This window comes from Streptomyces sp. NPDC016677 (genome assembly GCF_055562815.1).
The window spans coordinates 585,289-602,663 of the sequence record NZ_JBVHEO010000001.1 but is presented as its reverse complement, the minus strand read 5'-3'; the positions used below and the strand labels follow the sequence as shown (position 1 = coordinate 602,663).

Here is a 17,375-nt window from a genome sequence, read left to right as displayed (position 1 = left end):
ATGCAGAACATCGCGACGCCGACACCCACGCCGACGCACTGCCCGTACTGCGCCCTGCAGTGCGGCATGAACCTGACGTCGGCCGCCGACGGGACCGTGGAGGTCTCCGAGCGGGTGGACTTCCCGGTGAACCGGGGTGCGCTGTGCGGCAAGGGGCGGACGGCGCCGGCGGTGCTGTCCTCGCGGGTGCGGCTGACGTCGCCGCTGGTGCGGGCGGCGGACGGGACGCTGGTCGAGGCGGGGTGGGACGAGGCGCTGGACCGGATCGCCGGGGCGCTGCGGTCGGTCCGCGCGGAGTACGGCGCGGACGCGCTCGGGGTGTTCGGCGGGGGCGGGCTGACCAACGAGAAGGCGTACGCGCTGGGGAAGTTCGCACGGGTGGTGCTGGGGACCTCGCAGATCGACTACAACGGGCGGTTCTGCATGTCGTCGGCGGCGGCGGCCGGCACGAAGGCGTTCGGCCTCGACCGGGGGCTGCCGTTTCCGCTGGAGGACATTCCGAGGACGGGCTGCGTGATCCTGGTCGGGTCGAATCCGGCCGAGACCATGCCGCCGTCGATGCGCTTCTTCCGCGAGCTGAAGGAGAACGGCGGCACGCTGATCGTCGTCGATCCGCGCCGCACGAAGACGGCCGAGCAGGCCGACCTGCATCTGGCGCCCCGGCCGGGTACGGATCTGGCGCTGGCGCTGGGCCTGCTGCACCTGGTGGTGGCCCAGGGGCGGGTCGACGAGGAGTACGTGGCCGAGCGGACCTCCGGCTGGGAGGAGGCGCGGGCGGCGGCGATGGCGCACTGGCCGGAGTACGTGGAGCGGATCACCGGGGTTCCCGTACCGGAGCTGCGGGAGGCCGTGCGGATGTTCTGCGCGCCACCGGCGGCGATGGTGCTGACCGCGCGCGGGCCCGAGCAGCAGTCCAAGGGCACGGACACGGTGGGCGCGTGGATCAACCTGTGCCTGGCGACCGGGCGGGCCGGGCGGCCGTACTCCGGGTACGGCTGTCTGACCGGACAGGGCAACGGGCAGGGCGGGCGTGAACACGGGCAGAAGGCCGACCAGTTGCCCGGCTACCGGAAGCTGACCGATCCGGCGGCGCGGCGGCATGTGGCCGAGGTGTGGGGGGTGGACCCGGAGTCGCTGCCGGGGCCGGGGCGCAGCGCGTACGAGCTGCTGGACGCGTTGGGGAGGGATGTGCGGTCGCTGCTGGTCATGGGGTCCAACCCGGTGGTGTCGGCGCCGCGGGCGGCTCATGTGGAGTCGCGGTTGCGGTCGTTGGACTTCCTGGCGGTGTGCGACGTGGTGCTGTCGGAGACGGGGGAACTGGCGGACGTGGTGCTGCCGGTGACGCAGTGGGCGGAGGAGACGGGGACGACGACCAGTCTGGAAGGGCGGGTGCTGCTGCGGCGCCGGGCGATCACGCCGCCGGACGGGGTCCGCAGCGACCTGGAGGTGCTGCGGGAGCTGGCCGACCGGCTGGGGGTGGAGAAGGGGTTCCCGGCCGATCCGGAGGAGGTGTTCGAGGAACTGCGGCGGGCGAGTGCGGGCGGGGTCGCGGACTACTCCGGGATCAGTTACGGGCGGCTGGCCGAGGAGGGCGGGGTGTTCTGGCCGTGTCCGGCGGGGGACGCGGGGGGTCCGGATGCGGTCGGCGCGGATGCGGCGGGTCTCGATGCGGTCGGCGGGGATGCGGTGGGTTTCGATGCGGTCGGCGGGGATGCGGTGGGTCTTGATGCGGTCGGCGGGGATGCGGTGGGTCCGGGGAGTGCGGGGGTTCACCCCGGCACGCCGCGTCTGTTTCTCGACCGGTTCGCCACGGAGGACGGGCGGGCCCGGTTCGTGCCGGTCGCGCACCGGCCCGCGGCGGAGGAGACGGACGAGGAGTACCCGGTGCTGCTGACCACCGGGCGGGTGGTGGCGCAGTACCAGTCGGGCGCCCAGACCCGGCGGGTGGACGAGCTGAACGCGGCGGCGCCGGGGCCGTTCGTGGAGCTGCATCCCCGGCTGGCGGCGCGGCTGGGGGCGGCGGAGGGTGACCCGGTGGCGGTCGTGTCGCGGCGGGGGCGGGTGGTGGCCCCGGCCCGGATCACGACCGGTATCCGTCCGGACACGGTGTTCATGCCGTTCCACTGGCCGGGTGAGGGGCGTGCGAATGTGCTGACCAACCCGGCGCTGGATCCGACGTCGCGGATGCCGGAGTTCAAGGTGTGCGCGGTGCGGGTGGAGGCGGTGTCGTAGCGCGCTGGACGTCCAGTTCGCACCAGGCGCTTCTGCGTCATCGGGTTCGCGAACAGGTCCGCCGGATTCGGGGCGATTCGTTTTTGCCGAGGTTGTGCGGGAAGTCGCGGCCGGGCCCGGATTTCACGTCCGGACGTTCGATCTGCGAGCGCTGTGCGAATTCCCGGGTAACGGGTTTACGGCAATGCGGGATCGACGGAATGCGGTCTGCGGTTCCTCCGCTTTCAGCGCTCCACCCGAAGGGGTGATATGCCCGGGCAAGTCTTGTTCTCGCGCCGGGGAGGACAGGAAAGTTGGCTGCGGAATGCACCGTTCTGCATCCGGCTCTGGGAGAGAACATGAACTCGAAGAAGAAGAGCGTCGTGCGGGCCCTGGCCTCGGCGATCGCCGCGGCCGCCGCGTTCACGCTGGTCGGGCCGACCGGGACCGCGCACGCGATCAACAAGGTCACCTGCGACCCCGACAAGGCGTTCCTGAAGATCTGGTCCCACATGAACGGCACCGACAGCGTGGACTGTTACGCGAACGCCGGGAAGACGAACTTCGGCGGGTGGTGGGTCGACAAGATCTCCACCGGGAACAACGACGTGAAGTACTACGACAACAACGGCGACGTGGTGAAGATCGCGCGGAATACGGTGATCAACTTCCCGAACCGCCCGCCGAAGGTCAACGCCATCGAAATCCTGTGAGGAACTTCCCGCAGGCGTCGTGACGCGCACCGAGGGCCGCTCCTCCGCACCGGCATCCCCGCCGCGGAGGAGCGGCCCTCGGCCTGGGCGCGCCGGTGGCTGTTCCGCCGGCCTGGGAGCCGTGGTCGGCCTCGCGTTCCAGAGCGTGAGCACTCCGGCCTGGAGTGCTCACGGGCCGCTCATTCGATGCCCACGGCCTCAACCGCCGTACGGGCGGCGTTCCCTCGCCTCCCGCAGGGCCCTCCCCCACCACGTCAGCTGGTCCAGCATCACCTTCGCCGCCGCGTCCGGGCCGGACGGGTCCTTCAGGCGGCCCTCGTCGTCGAAGGCGGCGCCCGCGTTGTGGAAGGAGACCGTGTCGCGGACGGTCACGGCGTGGAGTTCCGCGAAGACCTGACGGAGGTGCTCGGCGGCGCGCAGGCCACCGGCCAGGCCGCCGTAGGTGACCAGGGCAACGGGCTTGGCCTGCCATTCCGTGTAGTGCCAGTCGATGAGGTTCTTCAGGGCCGCCGGGAAGGAGTGGTTGTACTCGGGGGTGAGGACGACGAAGGCGTCGGCGGAGGCCAGGTCCGGGGTGACGGAGGCCAGCGCGGTGTCCGTCTCGGGGGAGCGGGCGAAGGTGGTCGGCAGGTGGGGCGCCGTGGCGACGTCGATGACCCGCGGGGCCAGGTCGGCGCGGGCCCGGAGGCGGTCCAGGAGCCAGTCGGCGACGACGGGGGCGAAGCGGCCGTGGCGGTTGCTGCCGATGACGAGGGTGGTGCGCAGGGGGGCGTCTGTCGTCTTCATGGCGAGCAGCCTCGTACCTCACGTTTGGTTGAGGTCAAGTGGAGGTCACCCGTTCACCCGGCCCAGGGAGCGGGGCGCGCCCGCTGCCACTTTGCTCGGAGGCGCAGGGGTCACCGACAGCCCGAGCCGGCCACCTCGAAGGAGTACTGCTGATGCGACGTACCGCCCGCCTGCTGACCGGTACCGCACTCGCCGCGGCCGGTGCCGGCCTGATCGTCGCGGGGCCCGCGTACGGCGGCGTGCCCGGCGATCCGTCCGGTGGGCTGCTGCTGCGGCCGGCCTCGGTCGTGCCGGGCGACCGGGCGGCGGTGGACACGGATGCCTGCGGACAGGGCGGTACGGCGGCCGGGGACGCCAGTGCCGTGGGGGCCGGCGCGTTCACGCTGGCGCCGGACGACGGGGCCGGGACGACGACCGGTGGGTTCCGGGTGCCGCCGGGTGCGCAGCCGGGGACGTACGAGATCGTCGCCACCTGTGCGGGGAGCGGGAAGCGGGTGGCGGGGGATCTGGTGGTCACCTTGTCGGCGGGGGCTCAGGCGGGGGCGCAGGTGTATCCGAAGGGGAGCGTGAAGACGGGGGTCGGTGGCGCGTTGGGCCCCGATCCCGTGCGGACCGCGGCCGGTGTGGCGGCTCTGGCCGTCGCCGCCGCGGGCGGTACCTGGCTCCTGCATCGCCGGGCGAGAGGCGACGGGATCTGACGGGCACCCTCCGCCGCCCGTCCGCCGGTACCGCACTTCCCCACCCCCTCCGGGTCCGACGCCCCTCGCGGCCCGGAGGGGGCCCGGGGCGAAGGGAGAAGGGTCCTCCTCATGCGCCGCAGGGTCGGCAACACCGTCATAGCGGGCGTCACCGTCCTCGCCCTCGGCTCGGGGGCCTGGCTGCTGTGGGGTGGCGCCGGGTCCGGGCCCCCGCCGCAGCCCTCCGCCGTCGAGGCCCGCGCCGGGCACGGCCGGCAGGCGCCCGACGCCCCGCCGCTGCCGCCCTCCCCGCCCGACCGTGTGCGTATCCCCGCGATCGGCGTCAGCGCCCCGCTGACCGGCCTCGGGCTGACCGCCGGCGGCAGCCTGGAGGTGCCGCCCGCGGAGGACGACAACCTCGCCGGCTGGTACGAGGCCGGCACCACGCCCGGTGAGACCGGGACCGCGATCGTCGCCGGGCACGTCGACAACACGCGGGGGCCCGCCGTCTTCTACCGGCTCGGCGCGCTGAAGCGGGGCAGCACGGTGGAGGTGGACCGGCGGGACGGGTCGGTGGCGGTGTTCACCGTGCACGCGGTGGAGGTGTACGACGCCGCGGACTTCCCCGACGAGAAGGTGTACGGCCGCGCCGGGCGGGCCGAGCTGCGGGTCATCACGTGTGGGGGCGGCTGGTCGCGCGGAACGGGCTATCAGGGGAACGTGGTGGTCTTCGCCCATCTGACCGGCAGCCGCCGGTGAGCCGTGCGGGTCAGGCCACCCACTGTTCGTACGCCATGTTCGCCACGAGGGCGAAGACGACCGTCAGCAGCACGATCCGGACGAAGCCGCTGCCCTTCTTCAGGGCCGTGTGCGCGCCGAGCATGCCGCCGGCGAGGTTGAAGGCGGCCATCAGGGCGGCCAGTTGCCACAGGACCGCGCCCTGCCAGGCGAAGGTGGCGAGCGCGCCGGCGTTGGTGCAGCAGTTGACGATCTTGGCGGTCGCGGAGGCCGTGACCAGGTCGAGGTGGAGGACGGCGGTGAGCGCCAGGACGAGGAAGGTGCCGGTGCCGGGGCCTATCAGGCCGTCGTAGAAGCCGATGCCGAGACCGGCGAGGCCGATCGCGGCGAGGATCTGGCGGCGGGTGGCCGGGCCGGTGGCGGGGGCGGTGCCGAAGGCCGGGCGGAGGATCACGAACGCCGCGACCGCGAGCAGGACCACCATGATGACCGGCTTGAGGACCTCGGTGCTCATGCCGGCCGCGAAGAACGCCCCGCCGGACGAGCCGGCCAGGGCCGCCAGGCCGATGCGGACGGCGAGCCGGACGTCGACGGGGGCCTTGCGGGCGTACGTCACCGCGGCGCCCGTGGTGCCCACGATCGCCACCGCCTTGTTGGTGCCCAGCGCGTGCGCGGCCGGGGTGCCCGCGGGCAGGCCGAGCAGGAGGACGGGCAGCAGCAGGAGCCCGCCGCCGCCGACCACGGCGTCGATCCAGCCGGCGGCCAGGGCCGCCAGACAGAGAAGAATGATCATGGTCAGCGTGATGTCGGGCATGATCATGACGATAACGCGGCGTTCCCTCACACCCGCGTCCCGCCGCCACTGAGGGCAGCGTTCCGCGCGGGAAACAGAGGTGATGCGGCCGGGTAACACCGGCACCGCACGCTCGGTGGCATGACCTCGAATACGCGTGTGGTGGTGATCGGCGCCGGCCTCGCGGGTGTCACCCTCACCCGGCGCCTCGGCGAGCTGGGCGTGCCCGCGCTGCTGATCGGCGAGGAGCGGCACCCGCCGTACAACCGGGTGCTGCTCGCCGAGGTGCTGGCCGGACGGTACGGCGCCGAGGTGATCGCGCTGCCGGAGCCCGCCGGGCTGGTCCGGGGCCGGGTCACCGGCATCGACCGGGACGCGCGGACCGTCACCCAGGCCGACGGCTCGGTGATCGCATACGACACGCTGGTCCTGGCGACCGGGTCCAACGCCGTGCTGCCGCCGCTGCGGGGGCTGTTCACCGGCGGGCACGAGCTGCCCCGGGGCGTGCACGCGTTCCGGACCCTGGACGACTGCCTGGCGTTGTCGCGGGCGGTGCGGCCGGGGGCGCGGGCGGTCGTGATCGGGGGCGGGCTGCTCGGGGTGTCCGCCGCGCGGGCGCTCGCGGTGCGCGGCGCCCAGGTGGTGCTGGCCCAGCAGTCCGAACGGCTGATGGAACGGCAGCTCGACCCGGCCGCCTCCCGGCTGGTCCGCCGGCACCTGGAGGCCCTCGGCGTCGAGGTCCACACCGAGTGCCGGGTGCGCGATGTGCGCTGCGTCGGCGGCGCGGTGCGGTCGGTCGAGCTGGCCGACGGATACGCCCTCGACGCCGACCTGGTGGTGCTGGCGTGCGGGGTCCGGCCGCGTACCGGTCTCGCGGCGCAGGCCGGTCTCGACGTACGCAAAGGCGTCGTCGTCGACGACGAGCTGCGCACCAGCGACCCGCGCGTCCGCGCGATCGGCGACTGCGCGCAGCACGCCGGCACCCTGTACGGGCTCGCCACGCCGGCGCTGGAACAGGCCGACGCGCTCGCCCGGTCGCTGGCCGGTGACCCGGCCGCCCGCTACGGCGGCACCCGCTCGCTGACCCGGCTCACCCTGACCGGGCCGGACAGCCCCTTCGACCTCGCCGCGTTCGGTGAGACCGACCCCCTCCCGGGCGATGACGTCGTGCAGCTCGCCGACGCCACCCGGGGCACGTACCGCAAGGTCGTCGTCCGCGACGACCGGCTGGTCGGCGGGGTCCTGGTCGGCGAACTCGGCACCGTCGGCGCCCTCGCCCGCGCCTGGGAGGGAGCAGAGCCGCTCCCCGACGACGGCCCCCTGCTCCACCTGCTCACCAACGACGGAGGCTCCTGATGTCCACGGAGAAGACGGCCACGATCGTGCTCGTCGGCCACGGCATGGTCGGCCAGCGCTTCCTCGAAGCGCTCGCCGAGCGCGGCCTGACCGCCACGCACCGCGTGGTCGTGCTGTGCGAGGAGCCGCGTCCCGCCTACGACCGGGTCGCCCTCACCTCGTACTTCTCGGGGAAGACGCCCGACGACCTGTCGATGACCGACCCGGCGTTCATCGCGGAGCACGGCATCGAGCTGTACGTCGGTGACCCGGCCGAGTCGGTCGACCGGGAGGCGAGGACGGTGACGGCGCGGTCGGGGCTGGTCGTCGGGTACGACGTGCTGGTGCTGGCCACCGGCTCGTACCCCTTCGTGCCGCCGGTCCCCGGCAAGGACGCCACCGGCTGTTTCGTGTACCGCACGATCGAGGACCTGCTCGCCATCGAGGAGTACGCGAAGACCGCGACGACCGGCGCGGTGGTGGGCGGCGGGCTGCTGGGCCTGGAGGCGGCGGGTGCGCTGAAAGGGCTCGGGCTCACCTCGCACATCGTGGAGTTCGCGCCCCGGCTGATGCCCGTACAGGTGGACGAGGGCGGGGGCGCCGCACTGCTGCGGACCATCGAGGAGATGGGGCTGTCCGTGCACACCGGCGTCGGCACGCAGGAGATCGTGACCGACGGTGAGGGCGCCGTGCGGGGCATGAAGCTGTCCGACGGGTCCGAACTCGCCACCGACCTGGTCGTGTTCAGCGCCGGGGTGCGGCCCCGCGACCAGCTCGCCCGGGAGTGCGGGCTGACGGTCGGCGAGCGCGGCGGCATCGCGGTGGACGAGCAGTGCCGGACCGTGTCCGACCCGCGCGTCTTCGCGATCGGCGAGTGCGCGCTGGCCTCCGACGGGCGGGTGTACGGGCTGGTCGCGCCCGGGTACGAGCAGGCGGCGACGGCCGCCGCGACGATCGCCGAGGACGAGGCGGCGTTCACCGGCGCCGACCTGTCCACCAAGCTGAAGCTGCTCGGCGTGGACGTGGCGTCCTTCGGCGACGCGCACGGCACGGCGGACGGCTGCCTGGACGTGGTGTACTCCGACTCCCGCGCGGGGCTGTACAAGAAGCTGGTCATCGGCCGGGACGGCACGCTGCTCGGCGGCATCCTGGTCGGGGACGCGGAGGCGTACGGCACGCTGAAGGCGTTCACCGGGTCGGTGCCGCCGGTCTCGCCGGAGTCACTGGTGCTGCCGGCCGGGGCGGGGGCGCCGGCGCAGCTCGGCCCGGCCGCCCTCCCCGACGACGCCGTCATCTGCTCCTGCCACAACGTCACCAAGGGCACGATCCGGGGGGCGGTCACCGAGCACCAGTGCGTGACGGTGCCCGAGGTGAAGAAGTGCACCAGGGCCGGCACCGGCTGCGGCTCGTGCGTGAAGGTGCTGGGGCAGCTGGTCACCGCCGAGCTGGAGGCGAGCGGCGTCGAGGTCGACAAGGGCCTGTGCGGCTGCTTCGGCCAGACCCGCGAGGAGCTGTACGAGATCGTCCTCGCCCTGCGGATCACCTCCTACCAGGAGCTGCTCGACCGGTACGGCCGGGAGGCGGCCCGGGGCGGCGACGGGTGCGAGGTCTGCAAGCCGACGGTCGGCTCGATCATCGCCTCCCTCGCCCCGGCGATCGGCGCGAGCGGCTACGTCCTCGACGGTGAGCAGGCCGCGCTCCAGGACACCAACGACCACTTCCTGGCCAATCTCCAGAAGAACGGCTCGTACTCCGTCGTCCCGCGGATCCCCGGCGGGGAGATCGCGCCGGAGAAGCTGATCGTGATCGGTGAGATCGCGCGGGACTTCGGGCTCTACACGAAGATCACCGGCGGTCAGCGGATCGACATGTTCGGCGCGCGGGTGGAACAGCTCCCGTCGATCTGGGCGCGGCTGGTGGACGCGGGCTTCGAGTCCGGGCACGCGTACGGCAAGTCGCTGCGGACGGTGAAGTCGTGCGTGGGGCAGACCTGGTGCCGGTACGGCGTGCAGGACTCGGTGCGGATGGCGATCGACCTGGAGCTGCGGTACCGGGGGCTGCGGTCGCCGCACAAGCTGAAGTCGGCGGTGTCGGGCTGCGCCCGGGAGTGCGCCGAGGCCCAGTCGAAGGACTTCGGCGTCATCGCCACCTCCAGTGGCTGGAACCTCTACGTCGGCGGCAACGGCGGCGCCACCCCGCGCCACGCCGACCTGCTCGCGCAGGACCTGTCCGACGCCGAACTGGTGCGCCTGATCGACCGGTTCCTGATGTTCTACATCCGCACCGCCGACCGGCTGGAGCGCACCTCGACCTGGCTGGAGCGGCTGCCCGGCGGCCTGGACCACGTACGCGACGTGGTCGTGCACGACTCGCTCGGCATCTGCGACGAGCTGGAGCGGCTGATGTCCGCGCACGTCGCCGGCTACCGCGACGAGTGGGCCGAGACCATCAACGACCCCGAGAAGCTCGCCCGGTTCGTGTCCTTCGTCAACGCGCCGGACACCCCCGACCCGGTCGTCGGCTTCGTACCGGAACGCGACCAGATGAAGCCCGACCTGCCGCTGCTCTCCATCGGCCACCGCCCCCTGGAAGGAACCTCCCAGCGATGACCCTGGCCCCCGAGACCACCGACCTGTCGGTCCAGCTCCGCCTGGCGGACGACTGGTTCACCGTCTGCGACCTGAACCGCCTGTTCCCCGGCCGGGGCGTGGCGGCCCTGCTCCCCGACGGCACCCAGGCGGCCCTCTTCCGCGACCGCGCCGGCACGCTGTACGCCATCGACAACCGCGACCCGTTCACCGGCGCGGCGGTCCTCTCCCGGGGCCTGACCGGCACCCACGGGGGCCGCCCGTTCGTCGCCTCCCCGCTGCTGAAGCAGCGCTTCGACCTCGCCACCGGGCAGTGCCTGGACGACGAGTCGGTGCGGGTGACGGCGTACGAGGTGCGGGCGCTGGCCGCCACGGCGGTGGTCTGACGCCCCGCCGCCCGCCGCGCCCTGTCGGTTTCCTGTCGGGTTCGGCGGGCGCGTCGTGAAACCGGGGCGCCGGCGTTTCACTGGATCCGCTCATGTCACCCCCGTCACGGAGGCGCACCATGACCGAGAACCGCCCGCGCCCGTCCCGCCGCGCGCTGCTCGGCGGGGCCGCCGTCGCCGCCCTCGCGGTGGCCGCCGGCACCGGCTCCGCCCAGGCCGCCCCCGGGCGCGGCCGGCCCACCGGGTTCCCGCTGCCCGACGGCTGGCTCCCCGAGGGCATCACCATCGGCACCCGGCCGTACGCGTACCTGGGCTCGCGCGCCGACGGCGCCGTCTACCGGACCGACCTGCGCACCGGCGCGGGCGAGGTGCTGTGGGGCGGCGGCAGCGGTCTCGCGTCCATCGGCCTGAAACTCGACCGGGACGGCCTGCTGTACGTCGCCGGGGGCGGCGGCGGCACGGCCCGCGTCCTGGACGCCCGCACGGGGACGCTGCTGCACACCCACCGACTCACGTCTCCCACCGGCCACTTCGTCAACGACGTCGTGCTGCTCGGCGACCGCGCCTGGTTCACCGACTCCCGCGAGGCGGTCCTGTACGGCGTCCCGCGCGGCCGGCGCGGCGAGGTCCGCGCGCTGCCGCTGACCGGCGACTGGGAACAGCTCCCGGACGTCAACAACGCCAACGGCCTGGCCGGTTCGCCCGACGGCACCGGTCTGATCGTCGTCAAGAGCACGCCGGGCGAGCTGTACCGCGTCAGCCTCCGCACCGGCGCCGCCCGCCGGATCAGGCTCTCCGGCGCGGCCGACGTGGTCAACGGCGACGGCCTGCTGCGCATCGGCCGCACCCTGTACGTCGTACAGAACCGCCTGAACCTGGTCAGCGTCTGGGAGCTGGACGCCCGGGCGACGACGGCCACCCTGCGCCGCACGATCACCGACCCCCGCTTCGACGTCCCCACCACCGCCGCCCGCCACGGCGACCGTCTGTACCTGGTCAACGCCCGGTTCACCAGCCCGCAGACGCCGGAGACGACGTTCGACGCGGTGGCGGTACCGCTGTAGCGCCCCGGCGGAAATCGTGCTGACACAGGGCGGGCCACCGGCAATGATGACCGGCGGGAACTGCCCGGTCCGGGCAGTGCCCCGGCCCGTCCCCGCTGGGACGATGCCGTCGCCTCGTCCCGCGACTACGACACAAGGTGGTTGACTCCGTGAGACTGACCCGCGTGACCCTCGCCGTGGCCGCCGGCGCCCTCGCCCCGGCGCTGCTGCTCGCCACCCCGTCCTTCGCCGCCGCGGCCCCGGTGACCGCCGTGGCGGTGGCGGACTCGCCCTACGACGAGATGGACGCGGACGACCTGCGGGTGGCGATCGCCCGTGTCCTCGCCGACCCCGACAGCGGCAAGCGCGTGATCAAGGAGGCCAACGCGCTCCTCGACAACGGCACCGTGGAGGAGATGCGCGCCTGGCTGGAGACCGGCTACCGCCTCGCCCAGGCCGAGGACGACCGCGTCGCCGTCACCCGCATCCTCGCCGACCCCGACAGCGGCAGGCGCGTCATCGCGGAGGTCAACCAGCTCCTCGACAACAACGACCCCGACGAGATACGCGCCTGGCTGGAGACCGGCTACCGCCTCGCCCAGGCCGAGGACGACCGCGTCGCCATCACCCGCATCCTCGCCGACCCGGCCAGCAGCGACGCCCTGCGCGCGGCGGCGAGCGCGGCGCTGGACGACAACACCCCGGAGGGCCTGCGGTACTTCCTGGAGGTCGGGCGGTACGAGGTCGACGGCTAGGGCCTTGTACGGCGGCCCGTCACGGCATGTCCATGACCTGTCCATCGCGCTCTCCTAGGGTGCCTGACCGCACGACCCCGTCGTCACCCGGCGGCGGGGCGGTCACGGCACCTCAGGAGTGACAGTGGAACGTCGTACTCTCCTTCGTGCGGTCGCTCTCGGCGGCACCTCCGCCGCCCTGGGCGGCACCCTGTGGCGCGGCGCCGCGTACGCCGCCCTGGCCCGGCCCGGCACCGGTCCGTACGGGGCGCTGGGCTCCCCCGACGCCAACGGCATCAGACTCCCGTCCGGCTTCACCAGCCGGGTCGTCGCCCGGTCCCGCCAGACGGTCCCCGGGACGTCGTACACCTGGCACGACGCCCCGGACGGCGGCGCCTGTTACGCCGACGGCCCGGGCTGGATCTACGTCTCCAACTCGGAGATCAACCCCGGCGGCGGGGCGAGCGCCGTCGTGTTCTCCTCGACCGGCGCGATCACCGCCGCCTACCGCGTCCTGTCCGGCACCCGCACCAACTGCGCGGGCGGCAAGACCCCGTGGAACACCTGGCTCTCCTGCGAGGAGGTGGACCGGGGGTACGTCTACGAGACCGACCCGTGGGGTGTGCAGGCGGCCGTCCGCCGGGACGCGATGGGCCGCTTCAAGCACGAGGCGGCGGCGGCCGACCCGGTCCGGAAGGCCGTCTACCTGACCGAGGACGTCACCGACGGCTGCTTCTACCGCTTCCGCCCGACGACCTGGGGCGACCTGTCCGCCGGCACCCTGGAGGTCCTGGTCGGCTCCACCGCCACCAGCGGCCCGGTGACCTGGTCCCGCGTCCCCGACCCGGCCGGCGCCACCGCCACCCGCGACCAGGTCTTCGGCGCCAAGCGCTTCAACGGCGGCGAGGGCTGCTACTACACCGACGGCACCTGCTGGTTCACCACCAAGGGCGACAACCGCGTCTGGCAGTACGACGCCGCCGCCCAGACCATCGAACTCGCCTACGACGACTCCCTGGTGACCGGCTCCACGGCCCCCCTCACCGGCGTCGACAACGTCACGGGCTCCGCCTCCGGCGACCTGTTCGTCGCGGAGGACGGCGGCACCATGGACATCTGCGTCATCACCCCGGACGACGTCATCGCCCCCTTCCTGCGCATCGACGGCCAGTCGGGCTCGGAGATCACGGGCCCGGCGTTCTCCCCGGACGGCACGCGGCTGTACTTCTCCAGCCAGCGGGGGACGAGCGGGAGTTCGTCGGGCGGGATCACCTACGAGGTGCGGGGCCCCTTCCGCACCTGACGACACAGTCGCATCACGGCTTCATCACATCCCCTCCACAGACCGATGCACCCGCCATACGGTCGTCCCCTCACGCACGACCGCAGGGGGGGACCTCATGGCCGGCCCGTACGACCCGCGCAACCCGCACAACCAGCAGTACCCGCGGCACGCACAGCACCCGCAGCCCCAGCGACCGCCGTTCCCGCCGTACCCCGCTCCCCCCGTGCCCGCTTCCGGGCCCGCCCCCAAGTGGGCCCGGAAGCGGTACGTCCTGCCCGCCCTGGCGCTGGCCCTGTTCGTCGGCGTCGGCATCGGCGGCGGGGACGGCGCCGGCGAGGACGGCACGCAGGCCGACGCGAAGGCCGTGGCCGCCGCCGCCCGGCCGACGGTGACCGTGACGGAGACGGCGACCGAGACTCCAAGGCCCGAGCCGGCCGGGACGGTGACCGCCAAGGAGACCGTCGAGGTCACCGTCACGAAGACGGTGACGCAGGAGGCGGTCGCGGACACGGACACCGGCACGTCCTCCGACGACGACAGCGACGCCGGCGGCTCCGTCCACTACCGCAACTGCGACGCCGCCCGCGCCGCCGGCGCCGCCCCCGTCCACGCGGGCGACCCCGGCTACGGCGGACACCTGGACCGGGACGGGGACGGGGTCGGCTGCCAGTAGCGTCAGCCCACGGGGACCGGCGGCCGGTCCGGCTCCTCCTTGAGGCTCCAGGTGCCGAGGGTGATCTCGGCGGTGATGCCGGGACCGAAGCCCGCGATGAGGCCCTGGGCCGCGTGATCGGCGCCGCCGTCGTCGAAGAAGCGGTCCAGGGCGTCGAAGACGACGGCGCTGGCGATGTTGCCGCGTTCGGTGAGGGTGGCCCGGCTGTAGCGGAACATCTCCGGCTCCACGTTCAAGTGCGTGCACAGGTCGTCCAGGATTCTGGGACCTCCGGCGTGGACGATGTAGAAGGCGAGGTCGGAGACGTTCCAGTCGCGCAGCTCGGCCAGCGCGCGCAGCGCGGGGGCGAGGTCGGCCATGGTGCCGGGCACCCGTTTGTCGAGCTGGAAGTGGAAGCCGGTGTCGCGGACCGCGTAGGAGATCCACCCCTCGGTGTCGGGCACCAGGTGGGAGCCGTTGTGGTCCAGCCGTACGCCCTTGCCGCCCCGGCCGCGGACGACCGCGGCGGCGATGGCGTCACCGAACAGCCCGTTGGACAGCAGGTTACCCACGGCCAGGTCCGTCGGCTGGTAGAGCAGCGAGCAGAACTCGCAGCACAGGATCAGGACGTTGGCCCGCGGATAGGCGGTGCAGAAGTCGTGGGCGCGGTTGATGGCGGCGCCGCCCGCGGCGCAGCCGAGCTGAGCGATCGGCAGTTGCCGGGTCTCCGGCCGGAAGCCCATCGTGTTGATGAGCCAGGCGGTCATCGACGGCATCATGAACCCCGTGCACGACACGTAGATGATCATGTCGATGTCGCGGGGCGTGAGTTCGGCGTGGGCCAGGGCGCGGAGGGCGGCCTCGGGCACCCGGTTCTTGGCCTCCGCCTCGTACCGGGCGTTGCGCGCGGTGAAGCCCGGGTGGCGCAAGGTGTCCTCGATGGGCTGCACCAGGTGACGGGTCCGCACGCCGGTGTTGGCGATCAGACGCAGCGCCAGTTTCAGTTGCGGGTGGTCGGCGTGCAGTTCCCTGGCCAGGTCCAGGGTCTGCTCGCGGGTGATGACGTACTCGGGCACGGCGACGGCCGGCCTGCACAACGTGGCCATGGCCGCCGCTACCAGGTCACCGGGAGGGCGAGCGGATAGCGCCAGATCGACACCGTGTTCCACCGCACCTCGTCCGCGGGTACGGCCAGCCGCAGCCCGGGGAACCTGGTGAGGAGCGTGCCGATGGCCACCTGGAGGACCATGCGGGCCAAGTGGGAGCCGAGGCAGTGGTGGCTGCCGTAGCCGAAGGCCATGTGCCCGGCCGGTTCCCGCCGCTCGAAGTCCAGTTCGTCGGGCCGCTCGTACACCGCCTCGTCGCGGTTGGCGGTCAGGTACGACACGTGCACCGTGTCGCCCGCGCGGATGAGCTGCCCGCCGAGTTCCACGTCCTCCAGCGCCACCCTGGGGATGCCGACGCCCTGCCGGAACGGGATGAAACGCAGCAGTTCCTCCAGGGCCTGGTGCAGCAGTTCGGGGCGCGCCCGCAGCTGGGCCAGGTGGTCGGGGTGGGTCAGCAGGGTGTAGACGCTGTTGCAGATGTCGTAGGTGGTGGTGTCGTGGCCGGTGACCAGCAGGAGCATGGCCAGGACGGTCAGTTCGTCCGCGTCCAGCGTCTCCTCGCCGATGCGGGCGGTGGCCATCGAGCTGATCAGGTCGTCGCCCGGGGCGCGGCGCCGCGCGGCGGTCAGCTCGGCGAAGTAGGCACGCAGCGCGGCCTTCGCCTCGACCGCCGAGGTCCGGTCGGCGGCGCTCATCGACATCATCGCCATGGCCCACCGGCGCAGCCGCGGGCGGTCCTCGTCGGGGATGTCCATGAGCTGACTGATCGTCATCAGAGGGAGCCGGTCGGCGAGGTGGGCGACGATGTCGGCCGGCGGGCCGTGCTCCTCCATCGCGTCCAGCAGCGCGTCCGTGGTCCGCTGGGTCCAGGGCCGCAACGCCTCGACCTGGGGTGTGGTGAAGGCCTTGACGACCAGTCGGCGCACCCGGTTGAGCGCGGGCGGGTCCATCAGGTTGATCGCCTCGGACTGGGCGATGGGCGCCGGGGTGATCCGCGGGAAGTCCCGGCCGATCAGCGCGGCCCGGCTGAACCGCCGGTCCGAGGTGACCGTCCGTACGTCCTCGTAGCGGGTCACCAGCCAGCATTCGCCCTCCCCGTACGGCATGCGGACCCGGGCCACGGGGGCCTCGGTCCGCATCCGGGTCATGAACGGGTCGGGCTCCAGGGCGTCGTCGTGCCGGAACGGGCACGCCCTTTCCGTTTCGATCTCCGCGGCAGTCATCGCGGTGATTCCCCCCTTCAGCGCGAGGCCCGCCGAATCACGGGCCTGCCGGGCCGATACCCGCCACCAGCCGCGAACACCGCATTAAGCGATAAACCGCTCTTAAGGGTGGTCTTCGCACCCTGGCGAGGCCCGTTTCGGCGGGGCCAGCCCGGTGGCCCGGCCGTCGCCGTCCAGGGCGATCTCCCTCAGCGCGACGACCGCGTCCCGGTTCACGGGACCACGGATGCGCGGTACCGGCGCCGCGCCGGCCCCGGTCTCCCAGGTCACCGGCGCGTCGAGTCGCGCCTCGTCGATGACGAGCGCCACCAGCGGGCCTTTCTTCTGGATGTGGGGCACGGCCGCCAGCAGGGCGTCCTCGCTGACGGAACAGTGCACGGATCCGTCGGTGCGCAGCGTGTGGGAGGAGTAGGGCTGGTCCGGGTCGGTGAGCCAGGCCTCCAGGGAGGCCGCGTGATAGAGCATGCGGGCCCCCTCAGATGCTGAATCGCTCGATCTTCAGGAACCAGTTCTGCACGCCGCCCTCGGCCCCGCTCGCCTTGAGCTTGACCCGGGCCGAGACGTCCCGCACGGCGGAGTCCGGTTCGAACCGCACCGTCCGGATGAAGGTGTGGCTCGACCACTCCGGGTTGCCGCGCGCGGTCACGAAACGGTGGTTGCCGCTGACCGGCTCGGCCTGCGTGTCCCCGAAGAACACGGTGGCCTGGAGCACGCCCTGTCCGTCCTTGTCGTTGTCGGAACACAGGGCCTCGGCACTGAACGTCGCCACGAACTGCGCCCCGTACGACGGCCACCCCTGGCCGAGCATCAGGTGCACCTCGGCGCCGGGCACCTGGACCCAGTCGGCCGACCTGGTCTCGAACCTCTCGGCGTCCCACACGCCGTACACGAGGTCGGGAGCGGTGGTGATCCGGAACGAGGACGGTGCGGGAGTGCTCAAGACGGTCTCCTCCAGACGTGCCTGAACGGTCCCGGGGAAGCTGCCCGCACCCGATGCCGTCAGCCGGACGCCACCGCCGAGTCATCCATGTGGGGGACGGCTCACCGCCGCGCGCCGCAGCGCCCGCGAGGCGACTTCACCACCGGGCGCCGCAGGACGCGTCCG

General features: G+C 73.0%; 17 protein-coding genes. 11 read left to right on the top strand and 6 right to left on the bottom strand.

Features of this window, described 5'->3' with window-relative positions; genetic code table 11:
- Entirely contained in the window at nucleotides 1–2,232 is a 2,232-nt protein-coding gene (locus tag ACZ3IG_RS02620) for a molybdopterin oxidoreductase family protein (protein WP_467428272.1), read from the top strand.
- Nucleotides 2,233–2,570: 338 nt separating this feature from the next.
- Nucleotides 2,571–2,924, top strand: a complete 354-nt coding sequence (locus ACZ3IG_RS02615; protein WP_467428271.1) for a beta/gamma crystallin domain-containing protein — start codon at nucleotides 2,571–2,573, stop codon at nucleotides 2,922–2,924.
- Between the two features lie 198 nt (nucleotides 2,925–3,122).
- Here the strand turns inward: ACZ3IG_RS02615 and ACZ3IG_RS02610 are convergent, their stop codons facing one another.
- A complete protein-coding gene (locus ACZ3IG_RS02610; RefSeq protein ID WP_467428269.1) occupies nucleotides 3,123–3,710 on the bottom strand; it encodes an NADPH-dependent FMN reductase in 588 nt (195 codons plus the stop codon).
- A gap of 152 nt (nucleotides 3,711–3,862) precedes the next feature.
- Here ACZ3IG_RS02610 and ACZ3IG_RS02605 point away from each other — a divergent pair, with 152 nt between their 5' ends.
- Nucleotides 3,863–4,408: a hypothetical protein gene (locus tag ACZ3IG_RS02605; protein WP_467428268.1), complete on the top strand. Its 546-nt coding sequence runs from the start codon at nucleotides 3,863–3,865 to the stop codon at nucleotides 4,406–4,408.
- A gap of 111 nt (nucleotides 4,409–4,519) precedes the next feature.
- A complete protein-coding gene (locus ACZ3IG_RS02600; RefSeq protein ID WP_467428267.1) occupies nucleotides 4,520–5,146 on the top strand; it encodes a class F sortase in 627 nt (208 codons plus the stop codon).
- 10 nt (nucleotides 5,147–5,156) lie between these two features.
- Here the strand turns inward: ACZ3IG_RS02600 and ACZ3IG_RS02595 are convergent, their stop codons facing one another.
- Nucleotides 5,157–5,939: a sulfite exporter TauE/SafE family protein gene (locus tag ACZ3IG_RS02595; RefSeq protein WP_467428266.1), complete on the bottom strand. Its 783-nt coding sequence runs from the start codon at nucleotides 5,937–5,939 to the stop codon at nucleotides 5,157–5,159.
- Between the two features lie 120 nt (nucleotides 5,940–6,059).
- On the opposite strand from ACZ3IG_RS02595, the gene ACZ3IG_RS02590 reads away from it, so the two are divergent.
- The 7 genes from ACZ3IG_RS02590 to ACZ3IG_RS02560 all read left to right on the top strand — a co-directional run bounded on the left by ACZ3IG_RS02590 (nucleotide 6,060) and on the right by ACZ3IG_RS02560 (nucleotide 13,962).
- Nucleotides 6,060–7,274: an NAD(P)/FAD-dependent oxidoreductase gene (locus ACZ3IG_RS02590; RefSeq protein WP_467428264.1), complete on the top strand. Its 1,215-nt coding sequence runs from the start codon at nucleotides 6,060–6,062 to the stop codon at nucleotides 7,272–7,274.
- Nucleotides 7,274–9,862 (top strand): nitrite reductase large subunit NirB, encoded by a 2,589-nt coding sequence (gene nirB / locus ACZ3IG_RS02585; protein ID WP_467428262.1) that lies wholly within the window; start codon nucleotides 7,274–7,276, stop codon nucleotides 9,860–9,862. The genes ACZ3IG_RS02590 and nirB overlap by 1 nt, the downstream gene beginning before the upstream one ends.
- Nucleotides 9,859–10,227: a nitrite reductase small subunit NirD gene (gene nirD / locus ACZ3IG_RS02580; RefSeq protein WP_467428261.1), complete on the top strand. Its 369-nt coding sequence runs from the start codon at nucleotides 9,859–9,861 to the stop codon at nucleotides 10,225–10,227. Before nirB ends, nirD begins: the two co-directional genes overlap by 4 nt.
- Nucleotides 10,228–10,346: 119 nt before the next feature.
- On the top strand, nucleotides 10,347–11,291 hold the full coding sequence (locus ACZ3IG_RS02575; RefSeq protein ID WP_467428260.1) for an SMP-30/gluconolactonase/LRE family protein: 945 nt from the start codon (nucleotides 10,347–10,349) through the stop codon (nucleotides 11,289–11,291).
- Nucleotides 11,292–11,440: 149 nt separating this feature from the next.
- The gene (locus ACZ3IG_RS02570) at nucleotides 11,441–12,025 is read left to right on the top strand and encodes an ALF repeat-containing protein (protein ID WP_467428258.1); all 585 of its coding nucleotides are present in this window, start codon (nucleotides 11,441–11,443) and stop codon (nucleotides 12,023–12,025) included.
- Between the two features lie 124 nt (nucleotides 12,026–12,149).
- A complete protein-coding gene (locus ACZ3IG_RS02565) occupies nucleotides 12,150–13,307 on the top strand; it encodes an alkaline phosphatase PhoX (protein ID WP_467428257.1) in 1,158 nt (385 codons plus the stop codon).
- A gap of 97 nt (nucleotides 13,308–13,404) precedes the next feature.
- A complete protein-coding gene (locus ACZ3IG_RS02560) occupies nucleotides 13,405–13,962 on the top strand; it encodes an excalibur calcium-binding domain-containing protein (protein ID WP_467428256.1) in 558 nt (185 codons plus the stop codon).
- Nucleotides 13,963–13,964: 2 nt separating this feature from the next.
- Here ACZ3IG_RS02560 and ACZ3IG_RS02555 read toward each other — a convergent pair whose 3' ends face one another.
- The 4 genes from ACZ3IG_RS02555 to ACZ3IG_RS02540 form a co-directional block, all read right to left on the bottom strand.
- A complete protein-coding gene (locus ACZ3IG_RS02555) occupies nucleotides 13,965–15,047 on the bottom strand; it encodes a type III polyketide synthase (RefSeq protein WP_467428253.1) in 1,083 nt (360 codons plus the stop codon).
- Nucleotides 15,048–15,055: 8 nt separating this feature from the next.
- A complete protein-coding gene (locus ACZ3IG_RS02550; protein WP_467428252.1) occupies nucleotides 15,056–16,270 on the bottom strand; it encodes a cytochrome P450 in 1,215 nt (404 codons plus the stop codon).
- A 102-nt stretch (nucleotides 16,271–16,372) separates the two neighbouring features.
- Nucleotides 16,373–16,735 carry a DUF952 domain-containing protein gene (locus tag ACZ3IG_RS02545; RefSeq protein ID WP_467428251.1) on the bottom strand — a complete coding sequence of 121 codons (363 nt, stop codon included), beginning with the start codon at nucleotides 16,733–16,735 and terminating at the stop codon, nucleotides 16,373–16,375.
- Between the two features lie 10 nt (nucleotides 16,736–16,745).
- A complete protein-coding gene (locus ACZ3IG_RS02540) occupies nucleotides 16,746–17,210 on the bottom strand; it encodes a hypothetical protein (protein ID WP_467428248.1) in 465 nt (154 codons plus the stop codon).
- Between the last annotated feature and the right edge of the window lie 165 nt (nucleotides 17,211–17,375).

What these genes read in the sequence shown, in the direction of transcription:
- ACZ3IG_RS02545 (WP_467428251.1), bottom strand. Translation starts at nt 16,735, where the DNA reads ATGCTCTATCACGCGGCCTCCCTGGAGGCCTGGCTCACCGACCCGGAC.
- nirB (WP_467428262.1), top strand. Translation starts at nt 7,274, where the DNA reads ATGTCCACGGAGAAGACGGCCACGATCGTGCTCGTCGGCCACGGCATG.
- ACZ3IG_RS02560 (WP_467428256.1), top strand. Translation starts at nt 13,405, where the DNA reads ATGGCCGGCCCGTACGACCCGCGCAACCCGCACAACCAGCAGTACCCG.
- ACZ3IG_RS02615 (WP_467428271.1), top strand. Translation starts at nt 2,571, where the DNA reads ATGAACTCGAAGAAGAAGAGCGTCGTGCGGGCCCTGGCCTCGGCGATC.
- ACZ3IG_RS02600 (WP_467428267.1), top strand. Translation starts at nt 4,520, where the DNA reads ATGCGCCGCAGGGTCGGCAACACCGTCATAGCGGGCGTCACCGTCCTC.
- ACZ3IG_RS02610 (WP_467428269.1), bottom strand. Translation starts at nt 3,710, where the DNA reads ATGAAGACGACAGACGCCCCCCTGCGCACCACCCTCGTCATCGGCAGC.
- ACZ3IG_RS02590 (WP_467428264.1), top strand. Translation starts at nt 6,060, where the DNA reads ATGACCTCGAATACGCGTGTGGTGGTGATCGGCGCCGGCCTCGCGGGT.
- ACZ3IG_RS02620 (WP_467428272.1), top strand. Translation starts at nt 1, where the DNA reads ATGCAGAACATCGCGACGCCGACACCCACGCCGACGCACTGCCCGTAC.
- ACZ3IG_RS02605 (WP_467428268.1), top strand. Translation starts at nt 3,863, where the DNA reads ATGCGACGTACCGCCCGCCTGCTGACCGGTACCGCACTCGCCGCGGCC.
- ACZ3IG_RS02555 (WP_467428253.1), bottom strand. Translation starts at nt 15,047, where the DNA reads ATGGCCACGTTGTGCAGGCCGGCCGTCGCCGTGCCCGAGTACGTCATC.
- ACZ3IG_RS02595 (WP_467428266.1), bottom strand. Translation starts at nt 5,939, where the DNA reads ATGCCCGACATCACGCTGACCATGATCATTCTTCTCTGTCTGGCGGCC.
- nirD (WP_467428261.1), top strand. Translation starts at nt 9,859, where the DNA reads ATGACCCTGGCCCCCGAGACCACCGACCTGTCGGTCCAGCTCCGCCTG.
- ACZ3IG_RS02575 (WP_467428260.1), top strand. Translation starts at nt 10,347, where the DNA reads ATGACCGAGAACCGCCCGCGCCCGTCCCGCCGCGCGCTGCTCGGCGGG.
- ACZ3IG_RS02550 (WP_467428252.1), bottom strand. Translation starts at nt 16,270, where the DNA reads ATGACTGCCGCGGAGATCGAAACGGAAAGGGCGTGCCCGTTCCGGCAC.